The 25539-nt window shown below is 62.4% G+C and carries 22 protein-coding genes and 1 pseudogene; 14 read left to right on the top strand and 9 right to left on the bottom strand.

What is annotated here, in order from left to right; genetic code table 11:
* Nucleotides 1-18: 18 nt before the first annotated feature.
* From IB264_RS07240 to IB264_RS07265, 6 genes are read left to right on the top strand one after another with little or no spacing between them, the layout of a single operon-like run.
* Nucleotides 19-1554: a sugar ABC transporter ATP-binding protein gene (locus tag IB264_RS07240; protein WP_057224350.1), complete on the top strand. Its 1536-nt coding sequence runs from the start codon at nt 19-21 to the stop codon at nt 1552-1554.
* Nucleotides 1551-2546, top strand: a complete 996-nt coding sequence (locus tag IB264_RS07245) for an ABC transporter permease (RefSeq protein ID WP_057213094.1) — start codon at nt 1551-1553, stop codon at nt 2544-2546. Before IB264_RS07240 ends, IB264_RS07245 begins: the two co-directional genes overlap by 4 nt.
* Before the next feature lie 17 nt (nt 2547-2563).
* Complete coding sequence (locus IB264_RS07250) at nt 2564-3349, top strand: SDR family NAD(P)-dependent oxidoreductase (RefSeq protein WP_025429550.1); 786 nt, start codon at nt 2564-2566, stop codon at nt 3347-3349.
* 20 nt (nt 3350-3369) lie between these two features.
* The gene (locus tag IB264_RS07255) at nt 3370-4488 is read left to right on the top strand and encodes a mannonate dehydratase (protein ID WP_025429549.1); all 1119 of its coding nucleotides are present in this window, start codon (nt 3370-3372) and stop codon (nt 4486-4488) included.
* Nucleotides 4489-4497: 9 nt separating this feature from the next.
* Nucleotides 4498-5400 carry an SMP-30/gluconolactonase/LRE family protein gene (locus IB264_RS07260; protein ID WP_057224352.1) on the top strand — a complete coding sequence of 301 codons (903 nt, stop codon included), beginning with the start codon at nt 4498-4500 and terminating at the stop codon, nt 5398-5400.
* The gene (locus IB264_RS07265; RefSeq protein WP_057224353.1) at nt 5397-6416 is read left to right on the top strand and encodes a hypothetical protein; all 1020 of its coding nucleotides are present in this window, start codon (nt 5397-5399) and stop codon (nt 6414-6416) included. The genes IB264_RS07260 and IB264_RS07265 overlap by 4 nt, the downstream gene beginning before the upstream one ends.
* 82 nt (nt 6417-6498) lie before the next feature.
* On the opposite strand, the gene IB264_RS07270 is transcribed toward IB264_RS07265, so the two are convergent.
* On the bottom strand, nt 6499-7089 hold the full coding sequence (locus tag IB264_RS07270) for a 3'-5' exonuclease (protein WP_057207667.1): 591 nt from the start codon (nt 7087-7089) through the stop codon (nt 6499-6501).
* A 282-nt stretch (nt 7090-7371) separates the two neighbouring features.
* On the opposite strand from IB264_RS07270, the gene IB264_RS07275 reads away from it, so the two are divergent.
* Together IB264_RS07275 and IB264_RS35105 are read left to right on the top strand one after the other, a co-directional pair.
* On the top strand, nt 7372-7533 hold the full coding sequence (locus IB264_RS07275; RefSeq protein WP_164474919.1) for a hypothetical protein: 162 nt from the start codon (nt 7372-7374) through the stop codon (nt 7531-7533).
* Nucleotides 7534-8029: 496 nt separating this feature from the next.
* Nucleotides 8030-8161, top strand: a complete 132-nt coding sequence (locus tag IB264_RS35105) for a hypothetical protein (protein ID WP_255569924.1) — start codon at nt 8030-8032, stop codon at nt 8159-8161.
* 62 nt (nt 8162-8223) lie between these two features.
* Here IB264_RS35105 and IB264_RS07280 read toward each other — a convergent pair whose 3' ends face one another.
* The 4 genes from IB264_RS07280 to IB264_RS07295 form a co-directional block, all read right to left on the bottom strand.
* A complete protein-coding gene (locus IB264_RS07280) occupies nt 8224-9003 on the bottom strand; it encodes a DUF899 domain-containing protein (protein ID WP_057224355.1) in 780 nt (259 codons plus the stop codon).
* A gap of 198 nt (nt 9004-9201) precedes the next feature.
* The gene (locus IB264_RS07285; protein ID WP_057224437.1) at nt 9202-9978 is read right to left on the bottom strand and encodes a sulfite exporter TauE/SafE family protein; all 777 of its coding nucleotides are present in this window, start codon (nt 9976-9978) and stop codon (nt 9202-9204) included.
* Nucleotides 9979-10075: 97 nt separating this feature from the next.
* On the bottom strand, nt 10076-10852 hold the full coding sequence (locus tag IB264_RS07290; RefSeq protein WP_239637588.1) for an MBL fold metallo-hydrolase: 777 nt from the start codon (nt 10850-10852) through the stop codon (nt 10076-10078).
* Between the two features lie 105 nt (nt 10853-10957).
* On the bottom strand, nt 10958-12439 hold the full coding sequence (locus IB264_RS07295; RefSeq protein ID WP_057224359.1) for an aminotransferase class V-fold PLP-dependent enzyme: 1482 nt from the start codon (nt 12437-12439) through the stop codon (nt 10958-10960).
* Nucleotides 12440-12547: 108 nt separating this feature from the next.
* Between IB264_RS07295 and IB264_RS07300 the strand changes: the two genes are divergently transcribed.
* A complete protein-coding gene (locus tag IB264_RS07300; RefSeq protein WP_038577978.1) occupies nt 12548-13021 on the top strand; it encodes an Lrp/AsnC family transcriptional regulator in 474 nt (157 codons plus the stop codon).
* Between the two features lie 62 nt (nt 13022-13083).
* Here the strand turns inward: IB264_RS07300 and IB264_RS07305 are convergent, their stop codons facing one another.
* Complete coding sequence (locus tag IB264_RS07305; protein WP_057224361.1) at nt 13084-13992, bottom strand: LysR family transcriptional regulator; 909 nt, start codon at nt 13990-13992, stop codon at nt 13084-13086.
* 110 nt (nt 13993-14102) lie between these two features.
* On the opposite strand from IB264_RS07305, the gene ilvD reads away from it, so the two are divergent.
* From ilvD to IB264_RS07320, 3 genes are all read left to right on the top strand, one after another.
* Nucleotides 14103-15776, top strand: a complete 1674-nt coding sequence (gene ilvD, locus IB264_RS07310; protein WP_057224363.1) for a dihydroxy-acid dehydratase — start codon at nt 14103-14105, stop codon at nt 15774-15776.
* Nucleotides 15777-16095: 319 nt separating this feature from the next.
* Nucleotides 16096-20502, top strand: coding sequence for a cadherin-like beta sandwich domain-containing protein (locus IB264_RS07315; RefSeq protein ID WP_192433241.1), 4407 nt, complete (start codon nt 16096-16098; stop codon nt 20500-20502).
* 294 nt (nt 20503-20796) lie between these two features.
* Nucleotides 20797-21390, top strand: coding sequence for a DUF2809 domain-containing protein (locus IB264_RS07320; RefSeq protein WP_246811722.1), 594 nt, complete (start codon nt 20797-20799; stop codon nt 21388-21390).
* Here IB264_RS07320 and IB264_RS07325 read toward each other — a convergent pair whose 3' ends face one another.
* The gene (locus IB264_RS07325) at nt 21391-21966 is read right to left on the bottom strand and encodes a TetR/AcrR family transcriptional regulator (RefSeq protein WP_025429531.1); all 576 of its coding nucleotides are present in this window, start codon (nt 21964-21966) and stop codon (nt 21391-21393) included.
* A 133-nt stretch (nt 21967-22099) separates the two neighbouring features.
* On the opposite strand from IB264_RS07325, the gene IB264_RS07330 reads away from it, so the two are divergent.
* Together IB264_RS07330 and IB264_RS07335 are read left to right on the top strand one after the other, a co-directional pair.
* Nucleotides 22100-23305, top strand: a complete 1206-nt coding sequence (locus IB264_RS07330; protein WP_025429530.1) for an MFS transporter — start codon at nt 22100-22102, stop codon at nt 23303-23305.
* Between the two features lie 121 nt (nt 23306-23426).
* Nucleotides 23427-23696, top strand: a complete 270-nt coding sequence (locus tag IB264_RS07335; protein ID WP_057207631.1) for a hypothetical protein — start codon at nt 23427-23429, stop codon at nt 23694-23696.
* Between the two features lie 96 nt (nt 23697-23792).
* Here the strand turns inward: IB264_RS07335 and IB264_RS07340 are convergent.
* Together IB264_RS07340 and IB264_RS07345 are read right to left on the bottom strand one after the other, a co-directional pair.
* Nucleotides 23793-24077 (bottom strand): annotated as a pseudogene (locus IB264_RS07340) (hypothetical protein); the annotation flags it as partial.
* A 128-nt stretch (nt 24078-24205) separates the two neighbouring features.
* Entirely contained in the window at nt 24206-25528 is a 1323-nt protein-coding gene (locus IB264_RS07345; RefSeq protein WP_057207630.1) for an MFS transporter, read from the bottom strand.
* Nucleotides 25529-25539: the final 11 nt, after the last annotated feature.

The following is a 25539-nucleotide window of genomic DNA, read 5'->3' on the forward strand; positions in this document are numbered from 1 at the left end:
GCCAACCGGGAACCACCGATGACCTACTCTCAGCCCCGGACAGATACCGCCCAAGGGCGGCTCGAGTTCCGATCCGTCACAAAGCGTTACGGCCCGACGGTTGCCCTGTCGGAGTTTACCCATGATTTTACCCCAGGGCGGGTTCATGCCCTGATGGGAAAGAATGGCTCGGGTAAATCGACGCTGATTAAGCTTCTTGCCGGCGTGACCGAACCCACGTCGGGCACGATCAGCGTCAACGGAAGAGACCAGAGCTTTACTTCGCCGCACGACGCGTTTGATGCTGGCATCGTCACGGTGCATCAGGAACTGTCGCTCGTTCCCGAACTGTCCGTCGGCGAGAACATTTTTCTCGGTCGCCTGCCGCACACCAGGCGCGCGGGCTTGCGTGTCGTCGATTGGAAGGGTTTGCACAAGCGCGCGACCGAGCTTCTGTCCGACATGGGGCTCTCGATCGATTCCCGCCAGCCGGTCTCGGGCCTCAGCGTCGGGCAACAGCAGGTCGTCGAGATCGTCAAGGCGATGTCCTTCAACCCATCGATCCTGCTGCTCGACGAACCCACATCGGCGCTCGCCTCGAAAGAGGTCAAGCAGCTTTTCGCGCTGATCGAGCGATTGCGGGCACGCGGCGTGACGATGATCTACATCACGCACCGCATGAGCGAGCTTTTCGAGATCGCCGACACCTGCACCGTCATTCGCGACGGCCACTATATCGGTGCCGTCGAGATGTCCGTGACCTCGCCCGCCGAGATCGTCGGCATGATGTTTGGCGACGCCGCCCGCACGAAACGGCCGCCGCGCCAGGTGATCGACAGGCTCAAGCCGCTGCTCGAAGTGCGCGGCCTGACCCGTGCAGGACACTTCAACGACGTCTCCTTCGACCTTTATCGCGGCGAGATACTCGGGATCGCCGGCCTGCTGGGCTCGGGCCGGACCGAGCTGATGCGCGCAATCTTTGGCGCCGACCGCATCGATGCCGGCACGGTGCACCTTGCCGGGCAATCGATGACGGGCGCCGCGCCGCGCCAGATGCGCGCCGCCGGTCTTGGCTATACGCCGGAGAACCGCAAGGAGGTCGGTCTCGTGCAATCGCTGCCGACGGCCGACAATCTCTGCATGGCAAGTCTCGGCCCCATTGCGCGAAACGGACTGATCTCCCGTCGCCGCGAACAGCCACATGTCGATCGGCAGATCGCCGATTTGCATATCAAGTGCGGCGATCCGGAATTGCCGGTGTCTTCCCTGTCGGGCGGCAACCAGCAGAAGGTGGTGATCGGCAAGTGGCTGAACAGGGCTCCCTCGGTGATGTTCTTCGATGAGCCGAGCCGCGGCGTCGACGTCCAGGCCAAGCGACAGATCTTCGACATCATCTGGCAAAAAGCCTCGGACGGCCTGGCAAGCATCTTCGTTTCGACCGAACTCGAGGAGGTCCTCGAAGTGGCAGACCGCATTCTCGTGATGCACCACGGTAATGTGGTGGCGGAGGTGGATCCCACTAGGACCGATCTTACCCAACTCTACGGCCTATGCATGGAAGGGGCCTCCCAATGACACTTGTCAGCCAACAAACAGCTGAAGGCGGCGGACAGAACGTCTCGCTGCGTCTCCTCAAGACCTATCCGATGGAGATTATCCTCGCGGGTCTGGTCCTGTTCCTCATCCTGATGGCGCCGGGCTTTGCCTCGACCGCCAATATCCTCAACGTGCTGCGAACCGTGGCGATGCTGGGGATCATCGCCTTCGGCATGACGGCCGTGATCATTTCGGGCGAGATCGATCTTTCTGTTGGCGCCGGGGTCGCACTGGCGGGATGCATCGTTGCCTGGTTCGCCGACGCCTACACGGACGCAATCGGCGGCTGGAACGCCGTTATCCTCGGCTTTGCCGTCGCGCTTACCGTCGGCTTTTCGCTTGGTTACCTCACCGGCCGCTTCCGGCAGTGGTTCAACGTCCCGACTTTCATTACCACGCTCGCTTTGTTTGCCGCCCTTCGCGGTGTTGCGAACCTCATCACCGGTGGATTTCCGCTGTCGACGTTTCCGACCGGCTTCGATTTCCTCGGTGGCGGCTACCTCTTCGGCATTCCCTTCCCGGTCTATATTTTCGTGCTCACCTTCGCGGCCATGCACTTCCTGATGAAATACACCAGCTTCGGCCGCGAGGTTTATGCCGTCGGTGGCAACATGGAGGCGGCTCGGCTCTCGGGTATCGACATCTGGAAGGTGAAGGCGCTGACGCTCGGCCTCACCGGCGCACTGACGGCGATTTCGGGCACGCTGATCGCCTCGCAGATCGGAGCCGGTACCGGCACGACCGCCACCGGCATGGAGCTTGACGTAATTGCGGCCGTCATCATCGGCGGCACCTCGCTGTTCGGCGGCAAGGGCCGCATTTGGGGAACCCTGATCGGGGTGCTGTTTCTCGGCTGCATCTCCAACGGCATGACCCTGATGAACGTCAGCGAGTACTGGCAGTACGTCGTGCGTGGCGGGATCATCCTTGGCGCCGTGCTTCTCAATCAAGTCCTGGAACGTGTGCGTTAGGGAGTTCGGAGCCGATCATGACTGAATTTGCAGGAAAAGTGGCGCTGGTTACCGGAACCTCCGGTATCGGGCTGGCATCGGCCATAAGGCTTGCCACGGCCGGCGCCAAGGTCTTGGCTTGCGGCAACGATGCCGCGGCCAACCAGACGTTCGACCGGATCGCACAGGAGCGTGGCCTGGCAATGGCCTCACGATTGGTCGATGTGTCGGTCGAGGCAGATGTGGCGGCTGCCGTCGCGGCGGTTGTGTCGCGCCATGGTGGTCTTGATATCGTCGTCAACGCCGCCGCCGTTCATCCCTTCGGCACCGTGCTCGACACCAGCTTCGAGACTTGGAACCGGTGCTTGTCCGTCAATGTCGGTTCGATCTACCTGACGGGGCGCTTCGCCATCCCCGAGATGACCAAGCGCGGCGGTGGGGCGATCGTCAACATTTCCTCGGTCCAGGGCCATAGCTGTCAGCAGAATGTCGCCGCCTATGTCGCCACCAAGGGCGCCATCCATGCGCTGACCCGCGCGATGGCGCTCGATCATGCCGACCTCAAGGTGCGGGTGAATTCAGTCAGCCCCGGTTCCGTCCGCACTCCGCTCCTGTCGCTGGCCGCGCGCACCTATGGCGGCGAGGGCGTCAGCGAGGAGGAAGCCTTCGCCCGCTTCGGCGCCGCCCATCCGATTGGCCGCATCGGCGAGCCGGAGGAAGTCGCGGACCTCGTCGCCTATCTCGCATCCGATCGTGCCGGTTTTATCACCGGATCGGACTTCCGTATCGACGGCGGGCTCACCGCCGGCATCGGCGTGAAATAATCGCACAGGGAAAGAACAAGATGAAAATCGGCCTTGGCCTCTATCGTGAACAGCTCACGCCCGACAACTACCGCTTCGCGCTCCAGTCCGGCGCAACCCACATTGTTGCGCATCTGACCAACTATTTCGCTGGCAAGGATCCGAAGATCGACAGCGGCGACAACGGCGGATGGGGCGATTGCTCCACCGACCGCCTTTGGACCTATGAGGAGCTGTCGGCTCTGGTTCAGGACGTGCGGGCAGGCGGGCTCGAACTTGCCGCCATCGAGAATTTTTCGCCACGCTTCTGGCACGACATCCTGCTCGACGGACCGGAGCGCGATGCGCAGATCGACGCGCTGAAGCAACTGATCCGCGATGCCGGGCGCGCGGGCGTTCCCTGCATCGGCTACAATTTCTCGCTCGCCGGCGTTTACGGCTGGACCCGTGGCCCCTATGCCCGCGGCGGTGCTGAATCCGTCGGCTTCGGCGTTGAAGATGCGCCGGGCGCCGTGCCCGACCCGGACGCGCCCATCCCCGACGGCATGGTCTGGAACATGCGGTATCGCCGCGGTGTGCCCGGCGCCAAACCGGTATCGGTCAGCAACGCCGAGATCTGGGATCGCCTCTCGCGTTTTCTGAAGGATGTGGTTCCGGTCGCCGAGGAAGCCGGTGTCATGCTCGGTGCTCATCCCGACGATCCGCCGGCCGAGGCGCTGCGTGGCACGGCGCGCCTCGTCAACCGGCCGGAAAAGTACGATCGGTTGATGTCGATCGTCGATTCCCCGTCGAACGGGCTGGAGTTGTGCCTGGGCTCGCTTCAGGAAATGCCCGGCGGCGATATCTACGAACATGTCCGCCGGTTCGCGCGCTCGGGCCGCATCGGCTACATCCACTTCCGCAATGTGAAGGGCAAGATGCCGCGCTACGTCGAAACCTTCGTCGACGAAGGCGATATCGACATGGCCGAAATCGTGCGCATTCTGCGCGATGAAAACTATCAGGGCGTGATGATCCCCGACCATACGCCGGCAATGACCTGTGCTGCCTCTTGGCATGCGGGCAAGGCCTTTGCGCTTGGGTACATGCGCGCGTTGGTGCAGAACGCCCATGCCCTCGGACCGTCGCGGTCGCTTGTCCACGATCTCGCGGCTGAATAGGAGGCGCGGATGGTGAGGTCGGTTACCTGTGTTGCCCCGGTCGGCGACAAATGCGGCGAGGGCGCCGTCTGGTCGGCATCCGCGCAGGCGCTCTACTGGAGCGACGTCAATCGATTTCTCGTCCATCGGTATGATGAGGCGAGCGGTTCGGTCCGCTTTTGGATATTCGACGAGCCGGTGGTGGCGGTCTCCCTCACCGACGAGCCAGGGCGGTTGCTTCTGGCGCTAGCCTCAAAACTCGTCTGGTGGTGGCCGGAAACCGACCGGCGCGAGGATCACGGCTTCCGCTTGCCCGGATATCCGCGCGTGCGCCTGAACGACGGTCGTCCCGACCCGGCGGGAAACTTCTGGGTCGGGTCGATGAAGAACAATGTTCTGCCCGACGGCGAGCTTGGCGAGACGGCAGAAGGCGAGGGCATCCTTTACCGCATCGCGCCTGATGGAACGGTGAGCGAGTGGCGGCATGGGCTCGGCATCTCCAACACGCTTTGCTGGAGTCCCGATGGCAGCACCTTCTATTTCGGTGATACGCTCGCCAACGAGATCTACGCCTTCGATTACGCAATAGCGGACTGTTCGATCTCGAACGAACGGACATTCCTTGCTGACTTCTCCCGCGGTTCACCTGACGGCTCGGCGATCGATAGCGATGGCTATCTCTGGAACTGCCGTTTCGGCGGCGGCTGCATCGCGCGCATATCGCCTGAGGGTTCCGTGGCGGAGATCATCGAAATGCCGGTCACCAATATCACGACCTGCACCTTCGGCGGTGCCGACCTGAAGACGCTCTATGTCACGACGGCCAGTATCCTCTCAAAGCCCGGGGAACGGCTCGCCGGCAGCCTTTATGCCCTGACGGTCGACACCCCCGGACTGGCGGAGAACCGATTTGGCGGGGCGGCATCGAGATGACTGAGACGACAAGGCGCGGCCTGGCCTGGGCGCATGGATGCCTGGCGGTGCAATCCCTGGGCGGCATGCTGGGGCCGGTCACTTTCCTTTTGCCTGATGGACGACAGGTAAGCCCGCTGCATGTCGCACCCTGGGGTTCGGATCCCGACAGAACGACGCTGCCGCCGATCCTGCAGGAATTGCGCGGCGAATGGCCCTGCGTGCCCTTCGGCAGCGACGGCTCGCGCCCGCTGCCGAAAGGCTGGTCGGACGCTGGCGAGACCTTCGCTGGAGCGGATGTGCCGCACGGCCACGGCTCGAACGCACATTGGAGTTGGGGCGACTGCGACGAGCGGCAGATCGTCCTGACGTGCAGCTATCCGGACGGCCATCCCGTGCGCCAATTGCGCCGGCGCATCGTGCCGGACCCGCGGGCCGCCGCCGTCGACATCACGCTCGAGATCGAGGTGCGGCGACCCTGCAGGCTGCCGATCGGCCTGCACCCCACCTTCCGCCTGTCACCCCGGCCCGGATCGGTCAGGCTCGAGCCCGGAGCCTATGGCGAGGTTCGCAGTTTTCCCGGCGACGTGGAGCCGGTGGCGACGCTGTTTGCGCCGGGCGGACGATGGTCGAAGCTTGAGAGCGTCGACGCCCGCGATGGCGCCACCATCGATGCGGCGTCCGTTCCGCTTGACCAGAATGCCGAGGAACTGCTGCAGCTGGTCGGCATCGATGGCGCGATCGCCTTGCACTACCATGACGAGGGGTTTCGTGCCCGCCTTGAATGGCAGAAAGAGCATTTCCCAAGCCTGTTGCTCTGGTACAGCAATCGCGGCCGGAAGGCCTATCCATGGGATGGGAAACATCTCGCCCTTGGCGTTGAGCCGGTTTGCTCGGCCTTCGATTTCGGCCCGGCGGTCTCGTCAGCCGACAACCCCTTGGCATCGCCAGCCGCGCCCACGTCACTGCCCTTCTATCCCGATCAGCCGTTCGTCACGCGCTACCGGATCTCGGTCGAGGCCGCACCCATGGGGTGAAGCCATCATGGGGTGAAGCCATATCTCGCGGGCGATCTGGTGTATCGGGCTGAACCACTCCGGGCATGCCTGCCCAGCGGGCTTATTTTTTCCGGCAGGTGCAAGGGTCGTAGCCGTTGGCAAACAGCCGTCCGGCCCGCATGCCGATCATGGTCGGAATGTCGCGGACCTGCGAAATGCCCAGAGACCCGGCAATCGCAATCGCTGCCTCGGCACAGATCGCCGCGTCCTCGGCAGCGTTGTGATGTGCGAAGGTCAAGCCGAGATGACCGGCCAGGATGTTTAACTTGTGCGATCCGAGATGCGGCCAGACCTTTTGCGCCATCTTCACCGAGCAGAGATAGGACAGTTCCGGATAATCCTGCCGGTAGAGATCGAGACAGGAGCGCCAGACGCTGAAGTCGAAGGCCGCATTGTGGGCGATCATGGTGGCGCCGCGAAAGTCGTCGGCGAATTCGTCCATGACTTCGGGAAACTCGCCTGCGTCCTCCACATGCTCCGGGCGGATGCCGTGGATTGCGATGTTGAAGGAGGAGAAGCGCATGGTCTTCGGACGGATGAGCCGCTCCTCGATCCGCACGACCCGGCCATCCTCGACCCAGGCCAGACCGACCGAACAGGCGCTGCCGCGCTGCTCGTTGGCGGTTTCGAAATCAATGGCGATGGTCTTCAACGTGGTGTCCCGACTGGTCTTGCGCGGCAAGGGTAAAGCCCTACAGCATCCTTCGCGCGCCCTTTGCACGCAGGAAGTATGCTGTAGCGGTGTGCGGGCGATTCGGCAAAGAGTGCAAAGGGTTCCGGTCAGTCGACCTGGCGCTCGCGACAGCTGTGATCCTGCGCGAATACCACTTGCGTTTCCCGTCAGCGTAGGAGAATCTCCGGATCAGGACAAAACAGGCTTAGGTCGCTGCCGGATACCCCAGGCTGCAACGGCAGCCCCCAAGTGGAGAAAACCATGCCCACCAGATTTCTTACGGCAATTGCAGTGACGGCGCTTCTGGCGATCTCAGGATGCGCGACAAGTGGCTCCGGCAACACGACCTACGCGCAATCACAAGGGGTCGACCCCGATATCGATCCTACCGGCACCGGCGATGAAACCATGGACGCCGACTAGCCGGCTACTACCGCATGTTTCGTTAGATCGTATTCGCTTTAAGGATAAAAACAGTCAGCAATTCAAAGCGCTACAGCGACCTTTGCGCGTCTAACAAGACGCGCGGCGCTGCAGAATGTCTCCAGTTTAGACTGAGTGGCAGAAACGCTCTACCTCCTTGTTCTTAGACGTTCCTGTCTAAGAACCGCTTCGCACTTTTTCCTGGAAGTGCTGTAACACCCTACCTTGTCCGCTTCCCTTCGCCCGTTTCTCGTGGAGGGGGCGGGCGAGTATCGATGCCGCAATGCTTGTCCAGGCCTGAAGAGAGCGCTCCGCTGCAGGGCATGCCGTTGGGGCCGGCCGTTCCGCGCCGGGAAATAGCAAATTCTAAACATCCCCGAACAGGTGCAGAACGGCTCGGGTGAGGAGCATGTCCGACGGTCGCTGCCTAAGCCAATTGGGAGAGGAACATTTTGCTCGTCTCGATTTCCCCACATTGAAGGCTTGATGTAAGGCGATGGACAAAACCGGTATCGCCTTCCTCATCCTTATCTGCGTGCTCGTCGCAATCGCGCTGAGCATTCTCGCCATCAGGCCGGACGCCGACGTCGCTCCGCCCCCGAGCCCGACAATCGTTCCCAGCAATTAGCGAAACGAAGGCGACGCCCCTTGCCGCCAGTTTCGCCTTGTTTACGATGCTAAAGCTCAAGGCTAGTTGCCCGCTTGCCGGTCGCGGAATGCCGCTTCGCCCGCCTCCGACACTTCGACCCATTTCTTGTCGGGCGCGGCATCTGCGACGTAACTGTCGTTCCAGTTCCACCACTTGTAGGTTGGCGTCTGCGGGTAGCCTGGAGGTGAATCCTCCCAGACCTCCTGCCGGCCCAACGGTGTGATGTCGAGGTAGTTCCAGGTGCTTCCCATCTGTTCGTCACCGCGATTGTTGATGAAGTAGGTGCGGAAGACACGCTCGCCGTCGCGGTAGAACACGTTCGTACCGTGCCATTCGGCCACGCCGAAGTCGGCATCAAAATCGTCGGTGATGGTGAACCACGGTATGTCCCAGCCCATGCGGGCCTTGAGCCGCGCTATGTCAGCCTGCGGCGCGCGCGAAACGAAGACGAGCGTGGTGTCGCGGGCGTTGAGGTGGGCGACGTGGGCCACCTGGTCGGCGACCATGGAGCAGCCTCTGCAGCCATGATCGGGCCAGCCGAACACACCTGGTTCGAAGAAGGCGCGGTAGACGATTAACTGGCGCCGACCGGCAAACAGGTCGGTCAGGCTGGCTCTGCCCTCAGAACCGTCGAAGGTATAAGCCTTTTCAACGGCCATCCATGGCATTCGCCGACGCTCGGCGGCCAGTGCGTCGCGAGCGCGGGTCTGGGCTTTCTCCTTCACCAGCAGTTGCTGGCGCGCTTCTTCCCAGGCTTGCGGAGATACGACCGGTGGTGTCTGCATGGCCGGGTGTCCGCCTTTTTCTGCTGATGTCGTCATGGCGTTTGTAACCTCCTCGTTGGCACGGGCGACTTCGCCCGAGATTGCTCTGAAGATAGTTTCGCACCGGAGTGAAAATAACGGGAGTAACAAGTGTGGCGGCATTCTGGACCTTGCCCGGCGCCAAGCACGCTCCTACTCGTCGGCAAACGCAGCAACCGTGCGCGTTGCAGGCGCGAGGACGCAAACGAGACGACCCTATCGCGAGGCGTAGAACGCCAGACCAATGGCGACGGCGAAGGTGAGGACCGCAAACAGCATGTTCAACGTGGATTGGTACTTGCTGAAACTGTGGGCGGCGCGGCAGCCCGTAAGCGCGCCGAGGGCTCCGCCGCCGATGAAGGAGAGAGCCAGTGGCCAGTCGACCAGACCGGAGAAGGTGTAGCTTGCCCCGGTTGTAAGGCCGAAAGCGGTAATGGCAACCAGCGACGTGGCGATTGCGTTGATCGTCGGCATGCCGGTTGAAACCATCAGGCCCGGAACGATCAGGAACCCGCCGCCGATCCCGAAGAAGCCTGAGATGATGCCGGTTCCGGCGCCAAAGGAGAGCACCTTCGGTGCGTTTCTTGGTGTGCAGCTCGACGCCGGATCGCCAACCATGTGGCGCCGCCGCAACATGGTCACGCTGACGACGGCCATCAGTGCAGCGAACAACAGCAAGAGCCGTCGGCCATCCAGCGCCTTGCCGAGTGCTGCGCCGATCCAGGCGCCGACGATGCCGGTGACGCAGTACATTGCCGCGCAGCGCCATTTCACCGTCCCGTGCCGCGCATGCATCGCCAGTCCCGAAAGCGCATTGGCTGCGACGGCGACGGCGCTCGTCCCGATCGCCACATGCACGTTGCTCACCCCGACGACTTGGACGAGCAGGGGCACGGCGAGAATGGAGCCGCCGCCGCCGAACAGTCCGAGGCTGAAGCCGACGAGACCGCCACTCAAGGCTGCCAGAATGTATTGGACGAGGTCCAGTGTCATCATTCGGCGCCGGGCTGCGGGGCGAACCGCGTCGCCCGAGATGCACCGAAACCGGAAGATGGCCGGGACACGGAACGTGCCCGCGAACGGAGCGGCATCAGGACCATGCGGCACCTTGCAGGGCGTCGATGGGGAATCTCAAATAGCGCCGGCCATTTTCCTCCGGGTCGGGAAGCCGGCCGCCGTTGATGTTGACCTGTAGGGCATGGAGGATGAGCTTGGGCATCGGCAGCGTTCGGTCCCGTCCCTCGCGGAACGCGACGAACTCGGTTTCGCAGGCATAGCGTGTCAGATGGATGTTGTCCGCCTTCTGCAGTGCAACAGTGCTTTCCCAGCGCGGTTCGCGTCCACCAGGCTGATAGTCATGGCCGACGAAGATACGGGTATCGTCCGGCAGGGCCATGATGTCGCGGATGCTCGCCCACAGCGCGTTGGCGCTGCCGCCGGGGAAATCGGTGCGCGCGGTTCCGCTGTCCGGCATGAACACCGTGTCGTGCACGAAGGCAGCGTCCCCGATGAGGTAAGTGATCGATGCCAGCGTGTGTCCCGGCGAAAACATCACCCCGGCCTCGAGACTGCCGATCCGAAACGTATCGCCACGATCAAACAGCCGGTCCCATTGCGATCCGTCCGTTTTCAGGCCTGGCCAATTGTAGATGTCGGCCCACAATTTCTGGACCTTGACGATGTGCGTACCGATGGCCGTGGGCGCGCCGGTTTTTGCCTTCAGATAGGCGGCGGCGGAAAAATGGTCGGCATGCGGATGGGTATCGAGGATCCACTGGAGGTCCAGGTCCTGGGCTCGCACGAAGTCGAGCAGCCGGTCGGCATTGCCTGTCGCTATCGCGCCCGATTTCTCGTCGAAGTCGAGCACCGGATCGATGATCGCACAGGCCCGCGTTTTCGGGTCACTGACCACATACTGCACGGACCAGGTTCGCGGGTCGAAGAAAGCCGCAATGTCAGGCCTCGCCATGCCTCAGGCCTCCGCTGCAAGCGCTGCACGCGGGAAGAAGATGGCGCGCGCCGGGTCGAAATCGTAGTGTTGCTCGTAGCTGGCTGCGTCGGCGGCAAGCTTGGCGACGGCGTCGAGGATGAACGCCACCTCTTCGTCGGCGAGCAGGACGCTGAAGTTCAACCGGACAAAACCCGGCTTCAGCATTTCCTGTCCGGCAAGGATGGCGTCGCGCAGGCGTTGCGATTCCTCGTCATCGATGCCGAGCAGCCGGTGCACATAGGGACCGGCACAGGCGCAGCCACCGCGCGCCTGAATGCCGAAGCGATCGCTGAGCATGCGGGTGACGAGCTGCTGGTGGACATGGCCGCCCTTGCCGTCCTTGACGCGGAAGGAAAAGATCGGCAGCCGCTGTGGCCCGAGAGGACCGAGCAATTCCAGCCGCTCGATGCCTTGCCATGCGGCGATAGCGCGACGGGTCAGCTCGGCGTTTCTGGTCTGCATTGCCTCGGCACCGATCGCTTCCTTGACGAGGAAAGCGAGTGCGGCGCGGATATCGCCGACGACGTTCGGCGTGCCGGCCTCCTCGCGCGCCTCGAGGCTATTGCTGTAGTCGTGACCGGTGGGCGAAACGAATTTGACGGTGCCGCCGCCGGGCCAGGATGGCTTGGCGGTGATAGCCGCGTCACGCCGCAGGACCAGAATGCCTGACGTACCGGGGCCACCGATGAACTTGTGCGGCGAGATGACCACCGCGTCAATCGCAGCAGCGCCCTCGGGCGACATGTCGATCGGCAGGTAGGGTCCAGCACCGGCATAGTCCCACACCATCTTTGCGCCTGCCGCCTTCGCGATCCGGGTGACGGCCGCAACATCGGTGACGATGCCCGTGACATTGGAAGCGGCGGAAAAGGCGCAAACGACGAGATCGGCCGGTTGCTTCAGCGCTTCGTCGAGTGCAGCGAGATCCGGCCCACCAGCCGGACACTCGGCGATCTCGACCACCTCGGCACCGCTTTCGCGCCAGGGCAGGATATTGGAGTGGTGTTCATAGGGCCCGATTAGGATGCGCACGCGCCGACCGGTGGCGACCGCCTCGGTAACACCCAGCAGGCTCACCAGCCGATTGATGCCGGCGGTGGCGCCGGAGCCGGCGAAAATGACGGCGTGTTCAGGTCCGGCGCCGCAGCAGGCGGCGATCACAGCACGCGCGTCGCGGCGCAACCTGGTCATCGAGCCGCCGCAGTAGGACGCCTCGGTGTGGCTGTTGGCATAATAGGGCAGGACCTGTTCGAGGATGAAATGCTCGATCTGCATCAATGCCCGGCCCGATGCGACATAGTCGGCATAGACGAGGTTCTTGACGCCGAAGGGACCGTCGATCTTTGCAGTCTTGCCGACAAGCCCAGCCCGCAGGTCAGCGATTGCGTTGTCGCCGGCAAGGCTTTCTCGAAATGCTTCGAGCGGGCCGGTAAGATAGGGCTGGCGTGGGCACGGCGTCGTCATCGTTTCCTCCCGGAGTCGGACAGACGATAAGTCTAATCGATCGGTTGCATGCAAACCTCATCATTCTTATGCTTCTGCCAGTCAAAATCGGGTCATGTGATCGCTGAAATGGAAAAGATTGACGAAATTGATATGCGGATCCTGTCCTGCCTGCAAAAGGACGGCACGATTTCGCAGCGTGATCTGGCCGACCGAGTCGGACTGTCGCAGAACGCCTGCTGGCGGCGCCTGCAACGGTTGAACGCCAGCGGGCTTGTGCTTGGTACCCATGCCGCAATCGACGTCGCAGCGCTCGGCTTCGACCTTACCGTGTTCGTGATGATCCGCACCCGCCATCATTCCAAGGAATGGGCCGACAACTTCCGCAAGCATGTCGAGCGTCTGCCGGAGGTGACGGACCTCTACCGGATCGGCGGCGACTGGGACTATCTGATCAAGGTGGTGACGCGTGGCATGGCTGGCTATGACGCCTTCTACCAGAAGCTCATCACCGATTTCGACCTGATGACGGTCACCGGCTTCTTTTCGATGGAAACCATCATCAGCAACCGCATGCCCGACCTGCGCGGCCTGATGCGGTAGCGTGCAGTTGATGTTCCAGGGATGCCGTTGCGCTGCGCGCCCTACCAGCCGACAACGCGCGGTCACCTGTTATCGGCCGGTACCGCCGCGGCAAGGAAGGTGTCGAGTGCCGGATTCTGGTCCGAACTGCGCCACGCAAGGCCGGTTTCCACCTCCGGTACGCTGCCGGCCAGCGGCAGATAGGTTGCCCCGCGCCGCTGAAGATTGGTCATCGATTGCGGCACCAGCGCCACCCCCAGCCCGGATGCGACCAGACCGACGATCGTCTGCATCTGGATGGCTTCCTGATAGGCGGTGAACGCCAGCCCATGTTCGGCGAAATATCCCGAGACGATATCGTGAAAAGCCGGTGCCGCCCGCCGTGGAAAAACGATGAATGGCGCCTTGAAGAAGTCGGCTGGTTCCAGGATTTTTCCAGCAAACCCCTTTCGTCCTTCGTTGATCCAGGCCGTCGGCACCGCGGCAACCAGCGGTTCCCGCAGCAAAGCCTGGTAGGAAAGGGCAGGATGAAGCGACGCTTGGCTGGGGGCAATGATCAGCCCGACATCGATTTCTTCGTCGAGCAACGCCTCGATTTGGATATCGCTGGTGGCTTCGCGCATCGTCAGTTCCACATGCGGATAGGCCGCGCGATAGCGGCTGACCATGTCGGGCAGAACGCTATAGTCGGCTGTGCTGACGAAGGACAAACGCAGGTGGCCGATCTCGCCGCGTGACAGCCTTCTTGCGGTGTCGGCAAGGCCGTTCGCCCCGTCAAGCACCTGGCGGACATGGGCGAGCCATTGCCTGCCGACAGATGTCAGTTCCACGTTCCGCTTGGTGCGCTTGAACAGCTGTACCTTCAGCTCCCCCTCCAGTGCCTGTATCGATTGGCTGAGCGGCGGCTGGGTCATGTTGAGGCGAGCGGCCGCATGGCCGAAATGCAGCTCTTCGGCGACGGCGACGAATTGGCGAAGTTGCCTCAAATCCATGATGCATTCCGATTGATATGTTCAACGACTTATTTGTGCGAAAAAAGTATATTTCACAGGCCTGCTGAACGCCAGTAAACTCGACCTTGAATGAACCGAGGGAGCAAATCATGGCCTGCAACGAGCGCTCGAAACACATAACGCAAGGTGTCGCGCGATCCCCCAACCGGGCGATGTATTATGCGCTCGGCTACGAGAAAGCCGATTTCGACAAACCGATGATCGGTATTGCCAACGGTCATTCGACGATCACGCCCTGCAATGCCGGGCTGCAGCCGTTGGCCGACGCCGCTGTCGCTGCCATCAAGGCTGCCGGTGCAAATCCGCAGATCTTCGGCACGCCGACGATTTCCGACGGCATGTCGATGGGCACCGAAGGCATGAAATATTCGCTTGTGTCCCGCGAGGTCATCGCCGACTGCGTCGAAACCTCGGTACAGGGACAGTGGATGGACGGCGTGCTCGTGCTCGGCGGCTGCGACAAGAACATGCCGGGCGGCATGATCGGTATCCTCCGCGCCAATGTGCCGGCGATCTATGTCTATGGCGGCACGATCAAGCCTGGCCACTGGAAGGGGCAAAGCCTTTCGATCGTCTCCGCCTTCGAAGCCGTCGGCGCCTTCATGGCGGGCAAGATGAGCGAGGAGGATTTCGACGGCATCGAGCGCAATGCCTGCCCGTCGACCGGCTCCTGCGGTGGCATGTACACCGCCAACACCATGAGCTCGTCCTTCGAGGCGCTTGGTATGTCGCTTCTTTACTCGTCCAACATGGCCAATCCAGACCAGGAGAAGATGGAGAGCTCAGCTCAATCCGCCAAGGTCCTGGTCGAGGCGGTCAAGAAGGGCATCAAGCCGCGGGACATCGTCACGCGCAAGTCGATCGAAAATGCCGTGGCCCTGATCATGGCGACGGGCGGATCGACCAATGCGGTGCTGCATTACCTCGCCATCGGGCATGCGGCGGAAGTCGAGTGGACACTGGACGACTTCGAGCGCGTTCGCCGCAAGGTCCCCGTCCTCTGTGACCTCAAGCCGTCGGGCAGATACATGGCCGTCGATCTGCACAAGGCGGGCGGCGTGCCGCAGGTGCTGAAGATCCTTCTGAATGCAGGTCTTCTGCATGGCGACTGTTTGACGATCACAGGCAGGACGATCGGGGAAGAGCTTGCAGCCGTTCCGGACGAGCCGCGGTCGGATCAGGATGTCATCCGGCCCTATGAAAGACCGATCTACCGCGAGGGCCACCTCGCGGTGTTGAAGGGGAATCTGGCCGAAGGCGGTGCCGTCGCCAAGATCAGTGGTTTGAAAAGCCGAGTCATGAGCGGGCCCGCGCGCGTGTTCGAGGACGAACAATCAGCGATGGATGCCATCCTGTCGGACCGGATCAGGCCAGGCGATATCCTCGTTTTACGTTACCTCGGCCCAAAGGGCGGCCCGGGAATGCCCGAGATGCTCGCGCCAACTTCGGCGATCATCGGCAGGGGCCTCGGCGACAGCGTCGGCCTTATCACCGACGGCCGCTTCTCGGGCGGCACCTGGGGCATGGTCGTCGGCCACGTCACGCCGGAAGCTTTTGAAGGCGGCACGATCGCGCTGGTAGAAGAGGGCGACCGCATCGTCATCGACGCCCATCAGCAGCTGCTGCAACTCGAAGTGGATCCGGAAGAGCTGGCAAGAAGGCGCACCCAGTGGCGGCAGCCGGAACCGCGCTACAAACGCGGTGTGCTGGCAAAGTTTGCAGCGCTGGCGCGCCCGGCCAACGAAGGGGCGGTCACCGGCTGAATGTCATCCTGGCTTCGGTCCGTCGCTCAGATGTGCCGGGTCTGCGAAAACGCCATGCTGTTGTTTCCAAAGTCTGAAACGGCGTCGGTCTTTCGGGCCGATGCTCTCATGAAAAGACCCATGCTGCCTTACTGCGACTTTTTAGCGCCTGCCCAGCCAAAGCCCCGCAGGCGCTGCCGGCCCTATTCGTTAAAGGGCGGCTAACGATAGGAGAATGCGACTTTACGTATATTTGAAATGGGGCTTGGCCCGCTCTTGCCCAATTGCTAGTTGTGTGCTGGGGAAGCCCGCTGGTGATTCATGCGGGAGGGGTAAGATCTTGTCGCGTTTCGTTTCTGTTCTGTGGGCGTTGTTCGCCCTGTTTGTCGTTGCGTTGTGTGTGCCGCAAGTGGCGATGGCCGCTCCGTCAGATGGTTGTACGGCGATCAATTCGACCTGGGGTACGGGTAAAATGCTCGCGGCCGGAGCTGAGCTATGGGATCAGTCCCTCCTTCTGAATGCTGGCGAAACGATTACGTATCACGCGACGACTTCCGGCAGTTTGAATGCGGGCAATGATCGTTATAGCGGAGCGGGTTTTGCGCTCTACACGGAAGGTCCCCCGACAAACTACGGTATCATCGTTGAAGAGTACGCAACATCGGTTAGTGAACTCAACCTGACCGGCACGCACACAGTGCCCGCCAGCGGCGAGTATGTCGTCTATGCCTGGAGCAACGTCAGCGGCGCGACGATACAGGCGACGGTGAGTTGCGTAGCACCGCCGTCGACGGATGCCACCTTGGCCAGCTTGTCGCTGACCGGAACCTCCCTGTCTCCGACGTTTGCGCCGGGCACGACATCCTATACGGCCTCTGTTCCCAATACGACGGCGTCGCTGACGGTGACACCCACGGTCAATGACGCGGGGGCGACCATCACGGTCAACGGAGTGGCCGTTGTTTCGGGGACGGCCTCTGGCCTGATCCCCCTTTCCGTCGGTTCGAACACGCTGACCACGGTGGTGACGGCCGAAGACGGCACGGCATCGAAGACCTACACGGTGAACGTGACCCGTGCGGCTTCGTCGAATGCCGACCTCGACAGCATGATCTTGAGTGATGGCACGCTATCGCCATCGTTTGCCGCAGCAACGACATCCTATACGGCGTCGGTGCCGAACGCGACGACGTCGCTGACGGTGACGTCAATGATCGGCCATTCGGCGGCGACATTGACGATCAATGGCGATCCGGTCGCCTCGAATGCGGCTTCCGGTGCGATTGCGCTCAATGTCGGCTCGAACACGGTGACGGCGGTGGTCACGGCCGAAGATGGCACGACCGTGAAAACCTATACCGTTACGGTGACACGCGCGCCTTCGGCAAATGCCGACTTGTCCGGCCTGGACTTGAGCGCCGGCACGCTGTCGCCGGCCTTTGCCTCCGGCACGGTTTCCTACACGGCTACAGTTCCCAATGCGGCGGCATCACTGACCGTGACGCCCACGGTCAGTGACACGACGGCGTCGGTCACAGTCAATGGGGTCGCCGTCGCGACGGGTACAGCTTCGGGCACGATCGCGCTTGCGGTCGGCACCAACGTCCTGACGACGGTGGTGACGGCCCAGGACGGTACGACGAAAACATATACGGTAACGGCGACGCGGGCCGCCTCTGCAAATGCCGACCTGTCGAGCCTGAGCCTGAGCGCCGGCACGCTATCTCCCGCCTTTGCGTTCGGTACGACCACCTACACGGCCTCGGTCCCCAATGCGACGACGTCGCTGACGGTGACGCCAGGGGTAAGCGATACGACAGCGACGATTACGGTCAATGGGGTGGCCGTCTCTTCGGGTGCAGCCTCGGGCACGATCGCGCTTGCGGTCGGAGCCAATGTCGTGACGACGGTCGTCACCGCTCAGGATGGCACGACGGTGAACACCTACACGGTGACGGTAACGCGTGCTGCGTCGTCGAATTCCGACCTGTCCGGCCTGGGCTTGAGTGCAGGCGCACTGTCTCCGGCGTTCGCATCCGGCACAACCAGCTACACGGCTTTCATTCCGAATACGACGACGTCGCTGACCGTGACGCCTGATGTCAGCGATACGACCGCAACGGTCACCGTCAATGGCGTGGCGGTGGCTTCGGGCGCTGCCTCCGGCTCGATCGCGCTTGCGGTCGGTCCGAATGTGCTGACCACGGTCGTGACAGCCGAGGACGGTACGACGAACACCTACACGGTCACAGTGACGCGCGCGCCGTCGACGAATGCAGACCTGTCCGGCCTGTCGCTCAGCAGCGGCACGCTGTCTCCGGCGTTTGCGACGGGCACGACGGCCTACACGGCCTCGGTCCCCAATGCCACGGCCTCATTGACGCTGACGCCGACCGCAAGCGATGCGACGGCGTCCATCACTGTCAACGGGGTAACAGTCGTGTCGGGTGCTGCCTCGGGCTCCGTCACGCTTGCGGTCGGCACCAACGTCGTCACGACGGTGGTGACGGCCCAGGATGGCACGACGCAGACGTCTTACACGCTGACGGTCACTCGTGCGGCCTCGACGAACGCCGAGTTGTCCGGGCTCGGCCTAAGCAGCGGCACGCTGTCACCGACATTCGCATCGGGCACGATGTCGTACACGGCTTCGGTTTCCAACGCGACGGCGTCGCTGACGGTGACACCGCTGGTCAGTGACGCAACGGCGACGGTGACGGTCAACGGCGTGGCCGTCGCGTCGGGCACCGCGTCCGGAGCGATAGCGCTTGCGGTCGGCTCCAACACGGTGACGACCGTGGTCACGGCCGGGGATGGTACGACGCAGACGAGCTACACTGTTATCGTGACCCGTGCGCTTGCCGCTTCGACCGACGCCAATCTGTCGGGCCTGTCGTTGAGCATCGGCACGCTGTCTCCGGCCTTTTCGTCCGGCGCGACGTCCTATACGGCGTCGGTTCCAAATGCGACGGCGTCGTTGACGCTGACGCCGGTGGCAAACGATGCGGCGGCGACAGTCACCGTCAACGGAGCGCCGGTCGCATCCGGCGCAGCTTCTGCCTCGATCCCGCTCTCAGTCGGCTCGAATACGCTGGCCACGGTCGTGACGGCGGAGGATGGCACCGTGAAGACCTATACGGTGACCGTCACCCGCGCCGCGCCAGCGGCCAACTTCACGTTCACGCCGGCGGCGGGCGCTCTTCCACCGGCGATGGCCGGCGAGAAATACGCGCAGCCGATATCGGCCGCGGGAGGTACCGGCGCTCTGCTCTACGCGGTGAGCGGCGGCACCCTTCCCAAGGGCATGGTCCTCAACGTTTCCACGGGCGAGTTGACCGGACCGCTGAGCAACGATGCCGAGGTCACGGATTACAGCTTTACGGTTTCCGTCACCGATGCCGCCGGCAGCACGGCGAGCGCCGCCTATACGCTGAAGGTCACGGCTCGCGAGGTCAGCGTCGCCGACCAGATCGTCAACGTTCCCGCGGGCTCATCGCCGCCAAATGTGTATTTGAATGGCGGGGCGACCGGTGGACCGTTCAGCGACGCGCAGGTCCTTACCGTGAGCCCCGCCAACGCCGGCAAAGCGGAGATTATCGAGGGGGAGCTGGCCCAGGTCGGTGCATTCGCTCCGGTTGGCTATTACCTGAAGTTTACACCGGATCCTGCTTTCGCCGGCCAGGCAAAGATCGGATACCAGCTGACGGCCGCCGCCGGAGCGTCGAATGTCGGTGTGATCACCTACAACTTGAGCTTCGACGCAGATGCCGTCATCGGCGAGATCGATTCACTGGTGCGAGGCTTTGTCCAGACCCGGCAAAATCTCCTGGCGTCAAGCATCCAGGTGCCGGGCCTGCTGGAGCGGCGCCGACTGCAGGCCGGAACCGACCCGGTGACGATGCGTCTGTCGCCCTCGACGGATGGGGTCGGCATGAGCTTTGCCACCAGCTTGGCTCAGCTCGAAGCGGCGAGAAACGCTGCAGACGGTATCGAAGGCGGCGAAGTTTCGCCGTTCAACGCATGGCTTGACGCCACGATGATGCTCCACAATCGGGAGCAGAACGATGATCGGTGGGGCGGCTTTGGCCTTCTTTCGGTCGGCGTTGATTATCTGCTCAACGAAAAGGCGCTGGTCGGGTTCTCGTTCCATCTCGATCATATGACCGATCCGACGGATGACGACGCCGAGATCCGTGGCACAGGCTGGCTTGCCGGACCGTATACGTCGCTCGAACTGGTGACGGGCATCTTCTTCAATACCAGTCTTCTCTATGGCGGTTCCAGCAACGATATCGATACCGCCTTCTTCGACGGCTCCTTCGATAGCAGCCGATGGATGTGGGACAGCTCCATCACCGGCCAATGGGACCTCAATGAGGAGACGGTCGTGATGCCGAAGCTGCGCGCCGTTTACCTCAATGAGAATGTCGAAGACTACGGCGTTCAGAATGTGGCTGGCGGCGATGTCGCTCTGGAAGGATTCACCCTCGAGCAGTTCCGGGTGAGCCTCGGGGCCGAGATCGAGCGGCAGTTTAAACTGGAGAACGACATGACGCTCAAACCACGGCTCGGTGCCGCGGCCGGGTACTCCGGTCTCGATGGCAATGGCATGTTCGGTTCGGTGTTGGCTGGTTTGTCTCTGCAGGCGAACGAGAGCTGGGTTGTCGACGCAAACCTGCGCGTAACCGTGGAAGGCGATGGTGAGACCTATGCTGGTGCGCGCTTGGGGGTCGGCGGACGATTCTAGAGTGTCGCATCGTGCGTTTCCGCGGCTCCGCCTGAAGCGGAAACGCACGATGCGAATCCCTGGCAAAAAGATCAGATTGCACGACTTTCCGCAGCCGCTGTCGCAGAGATAGCGGCTGTTCGATCGAAAATGAGCACCGCCTTATCTCGATGACGAGCCGTCTTCGGCGGGCAGCCTCCTCGACGTTTCCTTGCGTCGCTCAATTGCGGATTGCTGATCGTTCGTCCGCCTGCTCTCGACGCGTGCAGCAGGGTCGAATGCGGCCTATAGCCCCAAATCGAACGGAAGCGTCAGATGAGGCCTGCGGGATGGCTGATGGATTTTGTGAAGGACAACGCAGCTGGCGTAAACGGCTGCGAGATTTCCGAACTCAGTAGCGTTGTGCTGCCGGCCTCTGCTCTTCTGACGGCGGCCGACGACTACGCGCCATTTGCCGATCCGCATTGCTCGACAGACGGGTCGCGTGTGGTTACATCGCTTGCCATGGAACTCCGCTTCAACCGTACCGCCTTCTTATTTTCCATCCTTCTGTTCGTCGTCCTCGTCGTGCTGGCAACGCGTGGGGCCGGATGGGGTTGGGTCCGCAGTTTTTCCGGCGATGTCCTTGCCGTGATGTGGGTGTACTGCACGCTGGCATCGGCGGTGAAAGCTCGACCCCAGCTGCTCGCCGGTATCGCCTTCCTGCTAGGCGTGGCGATCGAGCTTGCGCAGTATCTGGCGGCCAGTTTCGATATCCGCATTTCCAATCCCGTCTTGAGGATCGTGCTTGGAGCCACGCCGGACTGGTGGGATGTGCTCGCCTATGCGCTGGGTGCGGTCCTCGTGTTGGCCATCGCAATGCTCGGCCGCTTCCGGCACCGCCGTCACGTCGGTGCATACGCGCTTTGATCAGACGGAAGCGGGCGCTTTCGAAACCAGTCCCATTGCGCCCGAGACCAGACGCGCGACATGTGCCGTATCCGGCGCCTCGCCGAAAAGGATGCGGTACATGATCGGTGAGACGACGCGGTCCATGACGGCGTCGACCTCAGGAAATGCTTCGCCACGGTCCGCAGCGCGTGCTGCGATCACCTCAATCTGCTGCTTGGTGAAGTTGCAGCACTGATAGGCGCCGCTGCCGTCCTGCGCTGCCAGCACGTCACGTATCATCTCACGCCCGGGTTTCGAGGACATTTCCTCGGCGTATTGTTCGGCCCAGGCCAGAAGATCCTTGCCACCATTTCCGGTATCGACCGGCTGCATGTCGGGTTTCAGCCGTTCGACAGCGACATCTGCCAGGAGTTCCTGGATGTCGCCCCAACGGCGATAGATGGTCGAGGGCGTGACGCCCGCTTCGACGGCGATCATCGGAATGGTGATCTCTGCGCGCTCCATTCGTGTCATCAGAGCCTGAACGGCCCCGTGCACCGACGCCTGTACCCTGGCGCTTCGCCCGCCTGGACGGGGACCTTCCCTGCCTGCCATTCCAACCCTTCCTTCCGCGTGCTGCGCATGGATCAGAAACTTTCACTGCACCATAAACGCAAATTATTTGCTTTTATCGGCGTTCGTCCCTACATCACCTAAACGCAACGATTTAGCGTTAAGGGCTATATAGATGTTCTCCTCTGCCAAATCCAGTGAGAGTGGCGGTCCGGCCGCCAACCCCATCGCCTTCCACGCGGTCACGCTTGCCACGTTCTTCGGCGCGTCGGCGGCACCAACGCCGCTTTACCGCATCTACCAGGAGAGCTTTGCCGCCTCGCCCGTGATGATGACCGGCATCTTCGCGGTCTACGCCTTCGCGCTTCTGTCCGCCCTGCTGATCGCCGGTTCGATATCCGACCATCTCGGCAGGAAGCCGGTGATTTTCGTTGCGCTGCTTCTCGAAATCGTGGGGATGGCGCTCTTCGTCGTTGCCGACGGACCGCCCTGGCTGATCGCGGCGCGTATCGTCCAGGGGTTTGCGACCGGCATTGCGGGCGCCTCTATCGGTGCGTCGCTGGTCGACGTCGATCGCGGCAGGGGCCAGCTCGTCAATTCGCTCGCGCCGCTGATCGGCATGGCCGTTGGCGCATTGGGCACCAGCGCGCTCATTCAATACGGGCCGTTTCCGCTTCACCTCGTTTATGGCCTGCTCCTGATCGGCTTTGCAGTGCTGGCGCTCGCGATATGGCTGACGCCGGAGACCGGCGGCAGACGCAGCGGCGCGCTGTCTTCGCTGAAGCCGACGATCGCCATTCCGCCTCAGATCAAGCGACCGCTGGCACTGGTGACGCCGATCAACATCGCCAACTGGGCGCTTGGGGGCTTCTATCTCTCGCTGATGCCCTCGCTCGTCGCGTCCGTCACCGGCAGCCGGGCACCGCTGACCGGTGGAGCCGTTGTCGCCACGTTGATGGCAGCCGGTGCCGTCAGCGTCTTCCTGCGCCGCTCGCGCAGTCCCCGGGCAAACGTGGCCTTCGGCGTCTCGGCCACGACCGCCGGTATGCTGATCGTGGTTGCCGGCACGCACCTCGCAAATGTGCCGGTCATGACCCTTGGCACCTTGCTAACCGGAGTCGGTTTCGGCACCAGCTTCCTCGGCATCATGGGCTCGATCATGCCGCTCGCCAAGGCGGATGAGCGCGCCGGGCTGCTTTCTGCCTTCTACATCCAGAGCTATCTCGCCTTCAGTCTGCCGGCGATGGCTGCAGGGTTTCTTGCAAAGACACTGGGCTATCAAACGACCACCGACATCTACGCCGCCGTCATCATCGTCACCGCGGTTGGAGGGCTGATGGCAAGCCGCGAGCGCCGGGCAGGGGTGTCGGCGGTTTCGTGATTGATCGTCGACGCCTTAGTTCGAGCGAGGAAAGTGTTTCACGATGGAATAGAGCTTCGTGACGCCCGTTATTCCTTCGGACCGGAGATACCGGTTCGCTTTTCAAGAAGGAGTTACGGGCATGAAGAACCACTGGAAATTGGGCGCCGCCCTCATCGCCGGCGTAACCGCCCTTGCCGGCACTGAGGCGCAGGCAAAGCAGAGCACCGCGCCGGTGCAATCCGTCGGCAGGCAGGCGGGCGGCCACAACGACGGCACGATCATTGGCAACAGCTCCTCCAACTCGTCGAGCAACTCCAGCTCGAATTCATCATCGAACAGCTCGTCCAATTCCAGTTCGAACGGCTCAGACCGCACGTATCGCTCCGGCAAGCTGTGGCATACGCGCTGACAGATGATCAAAAAAATTGAGCGGGGACCGGTGGACCGGTCCCCGCTTTTTGACGTTGGCAGCAGGTCAGCGCGTGGCCCGTGCCATCTTTCGATACCAGCCAGCCTCGACGTTTCGCCCGTCGTCGCGGATTTCGAGACGCACCGTGGCGGCCAATGGCAGGATCCAGCCTGATGTCATCGCGTCCAGGAATGGCATGCAGCGCTTGATGGTCAGGCCGTTGTCTCTGGCGGAAAGGTGCTGCGGGTCAGCTGCGGGCAGCCTGCGATACCATTCCGGCAGACTGGTTTTGGCGGCCACGGGCGGGGCGATGACCCCCAGGTCTTCCGGCTGGCAGAGGAATTGGATGCGTGGCGGTTCTTTCTTCCAAAAGTGCAACATGCCCGTTCTCCGTTCGGATGGGCGGAAGAACGGTCGGCGTCAGGGATTATTCCCCGTTCATTCAAAAGAACGCAAAGGCAGGCTGGACGGTAGCGTCAGATGCGGAGCCGAACCGCCGCAAGGGCGGATCAGTTCTGGTCGAGCGCCCGGGTGAGGCTGAGCGCTACCAGCGTGCAGATTGCACCGGAGATCAGATAGCCGCCGATGAAGACGATGCCGAAGCTGGTCGCAAGTCCAAGCGCCACCAGCGGTGCGAACGCCGCGCCGACGAGCCAAGCCAGGTCGGAGGTGAGTGCCGCTCCGGTGTAGCGGTAGTACTGGGTGAAGCGCGAGGAAACAGCGCCGGAGGCCTGGCCAAAGGTGAGGCCGAGGACGCCAAAGCCGATTAGGATATAGGCGTCCTGCCCGGCCCCGCCGGCGTCAAGAAGGAAGGGTGCGGAGAAACTGAAGATAGCGATCAGTGTCGCGCCGATCATCAGCTCGTTGCGGCGGCCGACGCGGTCGGCGATCAGGCCCGACACGATAATGCCGATCACGCCGACGGCTGCGCCTGCGACCTGGACCAGCAGGAACCGGGCAGCCGACTGTCCGCCGTTCAGGATGACCCAGCTCAGCGGGAAGATCGTCACCAGATGGAACATCGCAAAGCTTGCCAAAGGCACGAAGGCGCCGAGCACCACGTCCAGCGCGTGTTTGCTCAGCATTTCGAACACTGGCCGGGCTTGCAGCTCCTGTGCCTCCATCGCCGCGCCGAATTCCTTGCTGGCGACGATGCGCAGCCGGGCAAACAGCGCCACGACGTTGATCGCAAAAGCGACGAAGAACGGGTAGCGCCAGCCCCAGGAAAGGAAATCCTCCTCGGAAAGATTGGCGACGAAATAGCAGAAGATGATGCTGGCGAGGGCAAAGCCGATGGGCGCGCCGAGCTGGGGGATCATCGCATACCAGCCGCGGTGGTCCGGCGGTGCGTTGAGGTTGAGCAGGGATGCAAGCCCGTCCCATGCGCCGCCGAGCGCAAAACCCTGTCCAAGTCGGAAAAGCGCCAGCAGCGCCACCGCCCAGTAGCCGATGGTCTCGTAGCCGGGCAGAAAGGCAATCGAGGCCGTTGAGCCCCCGAGGATGACAAGGGCGATGGTCAGCTTGGTGCCGCGTCCGTAGTTGCGGTCGATCCACATGAAGACGAGTGAGCCGACCGGACGCGCGATAAAGGCCAGCGGAAAGATCGCAAACGACATCAGCGTGGCAGCGACCGGACTGGGAGCGAACGGGAAGATGAGCTTCGGGAAGACCAGGATCGAGCCGAGGCCGTAGACGAAGAAGTCGAAGAACTCCGACATCCGGCCGATGACCACGCCAATGGCGATGCTGCCTGGTGACAGTGGCTTGTCGTCATGGATGCGACGGGCGTCCCGCTCAAGGCCTGAAGACGTAGGATTGACGACCGAGCTCATGAATTCCTCCC

The sequence above is a fragment of the Ensifer sp. ENS11 genome, assembly GCF_014851895.1.
In the GTDB taxonomy this organism is placed as follows: Bacteria; Pseudomonadota; Alphaproteobacteria; order Rhizobiales; family Rhizobiaceae; genus Ensifer; species Ensifer canadensis.

Excerpts from the sequence above, each read along its gene's own strand:
- IB264_RS07330 (WP_025429530.1), top strand. The coding sequence starts at position 22,100 with ATGTTCTCCTCTGCCAAATCCAGTGAGAGTGGCGGTCCGGCCGCCAAC.
- IB264_RS07250 (WP_025429550.1), top strand. The coding sequence starts at position 2,564 with ATGACTGAATTTGCAGGAAAAGTGGCGCTGGTTACCGGAACCTCCGGT.
- IB264_RS07325 (WP_025429531.1), bottom strand. The coding sequence starts at position 21,966 with ATGGCAGGCAGGGAAGGTCCCCGTCCAGGCGGGCGAAGCGCCAGGGTA.
- IB264_RS07285 (WP_057224437.1), bottom strand. The coding sequence starts at position 9,978 with ATGACACTGGACCTCGTCCAATACATTCTGGCAGCCTTGAGTGGCGGT.
- IB264_RS07295 (WP_057224359.1), bottom strand. The coding sequence starts at position 12,439 with ATGACGACGCCGTGCCCACGCCAGCCCTATCTTACCGGCCCGCTCGAA.
- IB264_RS07265 (WP_057224353.1), top strand. The coding sequence starts at position 5,397 with ATGACTGAGACGACAAGGCGCGGCCTGGCCTGGGCGCATGGATGCCTG.
- IB264_RS07240 (WP_057224350.1), top strand. The coding sequence starts at position 19 with ATGACCTACTCTCAGCCCCGGACAGATACCGCCCAAGGGCGGCTCGAG.
- IB264_RS07345 (WP_057207630.1), bottom strand. The coding sequence starts at position 25,528 with ATGAGCTCGGTCGTCAATCCTACGTCTTCAGGCCTTGAGCGGGACGCC.
- IB264_RS07280 (WP_057224355.1), bottom strand. The coding sequence starts at position 9,003 with ATGACGACATCAGCAGAAAAAGGCGGACACCCGGCCATGCAGACACCA.
- IB264_RS07255 (WP_025429549.1), top strand. The coding sequence starts at position 3,370 with ATGAAAATCGGCCTTGGCCTCTATCGTGAACAGCTCACGCCCGACAAC.
- IB264_RS07260 (WP_057224352.1), top strand. The coding sequence starts at position 4,498 with ATGGTGAGGTCGGTTACCTGTGTTGCCCCGGTCGGCGACAAATGCGGC.
- IB264_RS07320 (WP_246811722.1), top strand. The coding sequence starts at position 20,797 with ATGAGGCCTGCGGGATGGCTGATGGATTTTGTGAAGGACAACGCAGCT.
- IB264_RS35105 (WP_255569924.1), top strand. The coding sequence starts at position 8,030 with ATGGACAAAACCGGTATCGCCTTCCTCATCCTTATCTGCGTGCTCGTC.
- IB264_RS07305 (WP_057224361.1), bottom strand. The coding sequence starts at position 13,992 with ATGGATTTGAGGCAACTTCGCCAATTCGTCGCCGTCGCCGAAGAGCTG.
- IB264_RS07245 (WP_057213094.1), top strand. The coding sequence starts at position 1,551 with ATGACACTTGTCAGCCAACAAACAGCTGAAGGCGGCGGACAGAACGTC.
- IB264_RS07335 (WP_057207631.1), top strand. The coding sequence starts at position 23,427 with ATGAAGAACCACTGGAAATTGGGCGCCGCCCTCATCGCCGGCGTAACC.
- IB264_RS07300 (WP_038577978.1), top strand. The coding sequence starts at position 12,548 with ATGGAAAAGATTGACGAAATTGATATGCGGATCCTGTCCTGCCTGCAA.
- IB264_RS07275 (WP_164474919.1), top strand. The coding sequence starts at position 7,372 with ATGCCCACCAGATTTCTTACGGCAATTGCAGTGACGGCGCTTCTGGCG.
- ilvD (WP_057224363.1), top strand. The coding sequence starts at position 14,103 with ATGGCCTGCAACGAGCGCTCGAAACACATAACGCAAGGTGTCGCGCGA.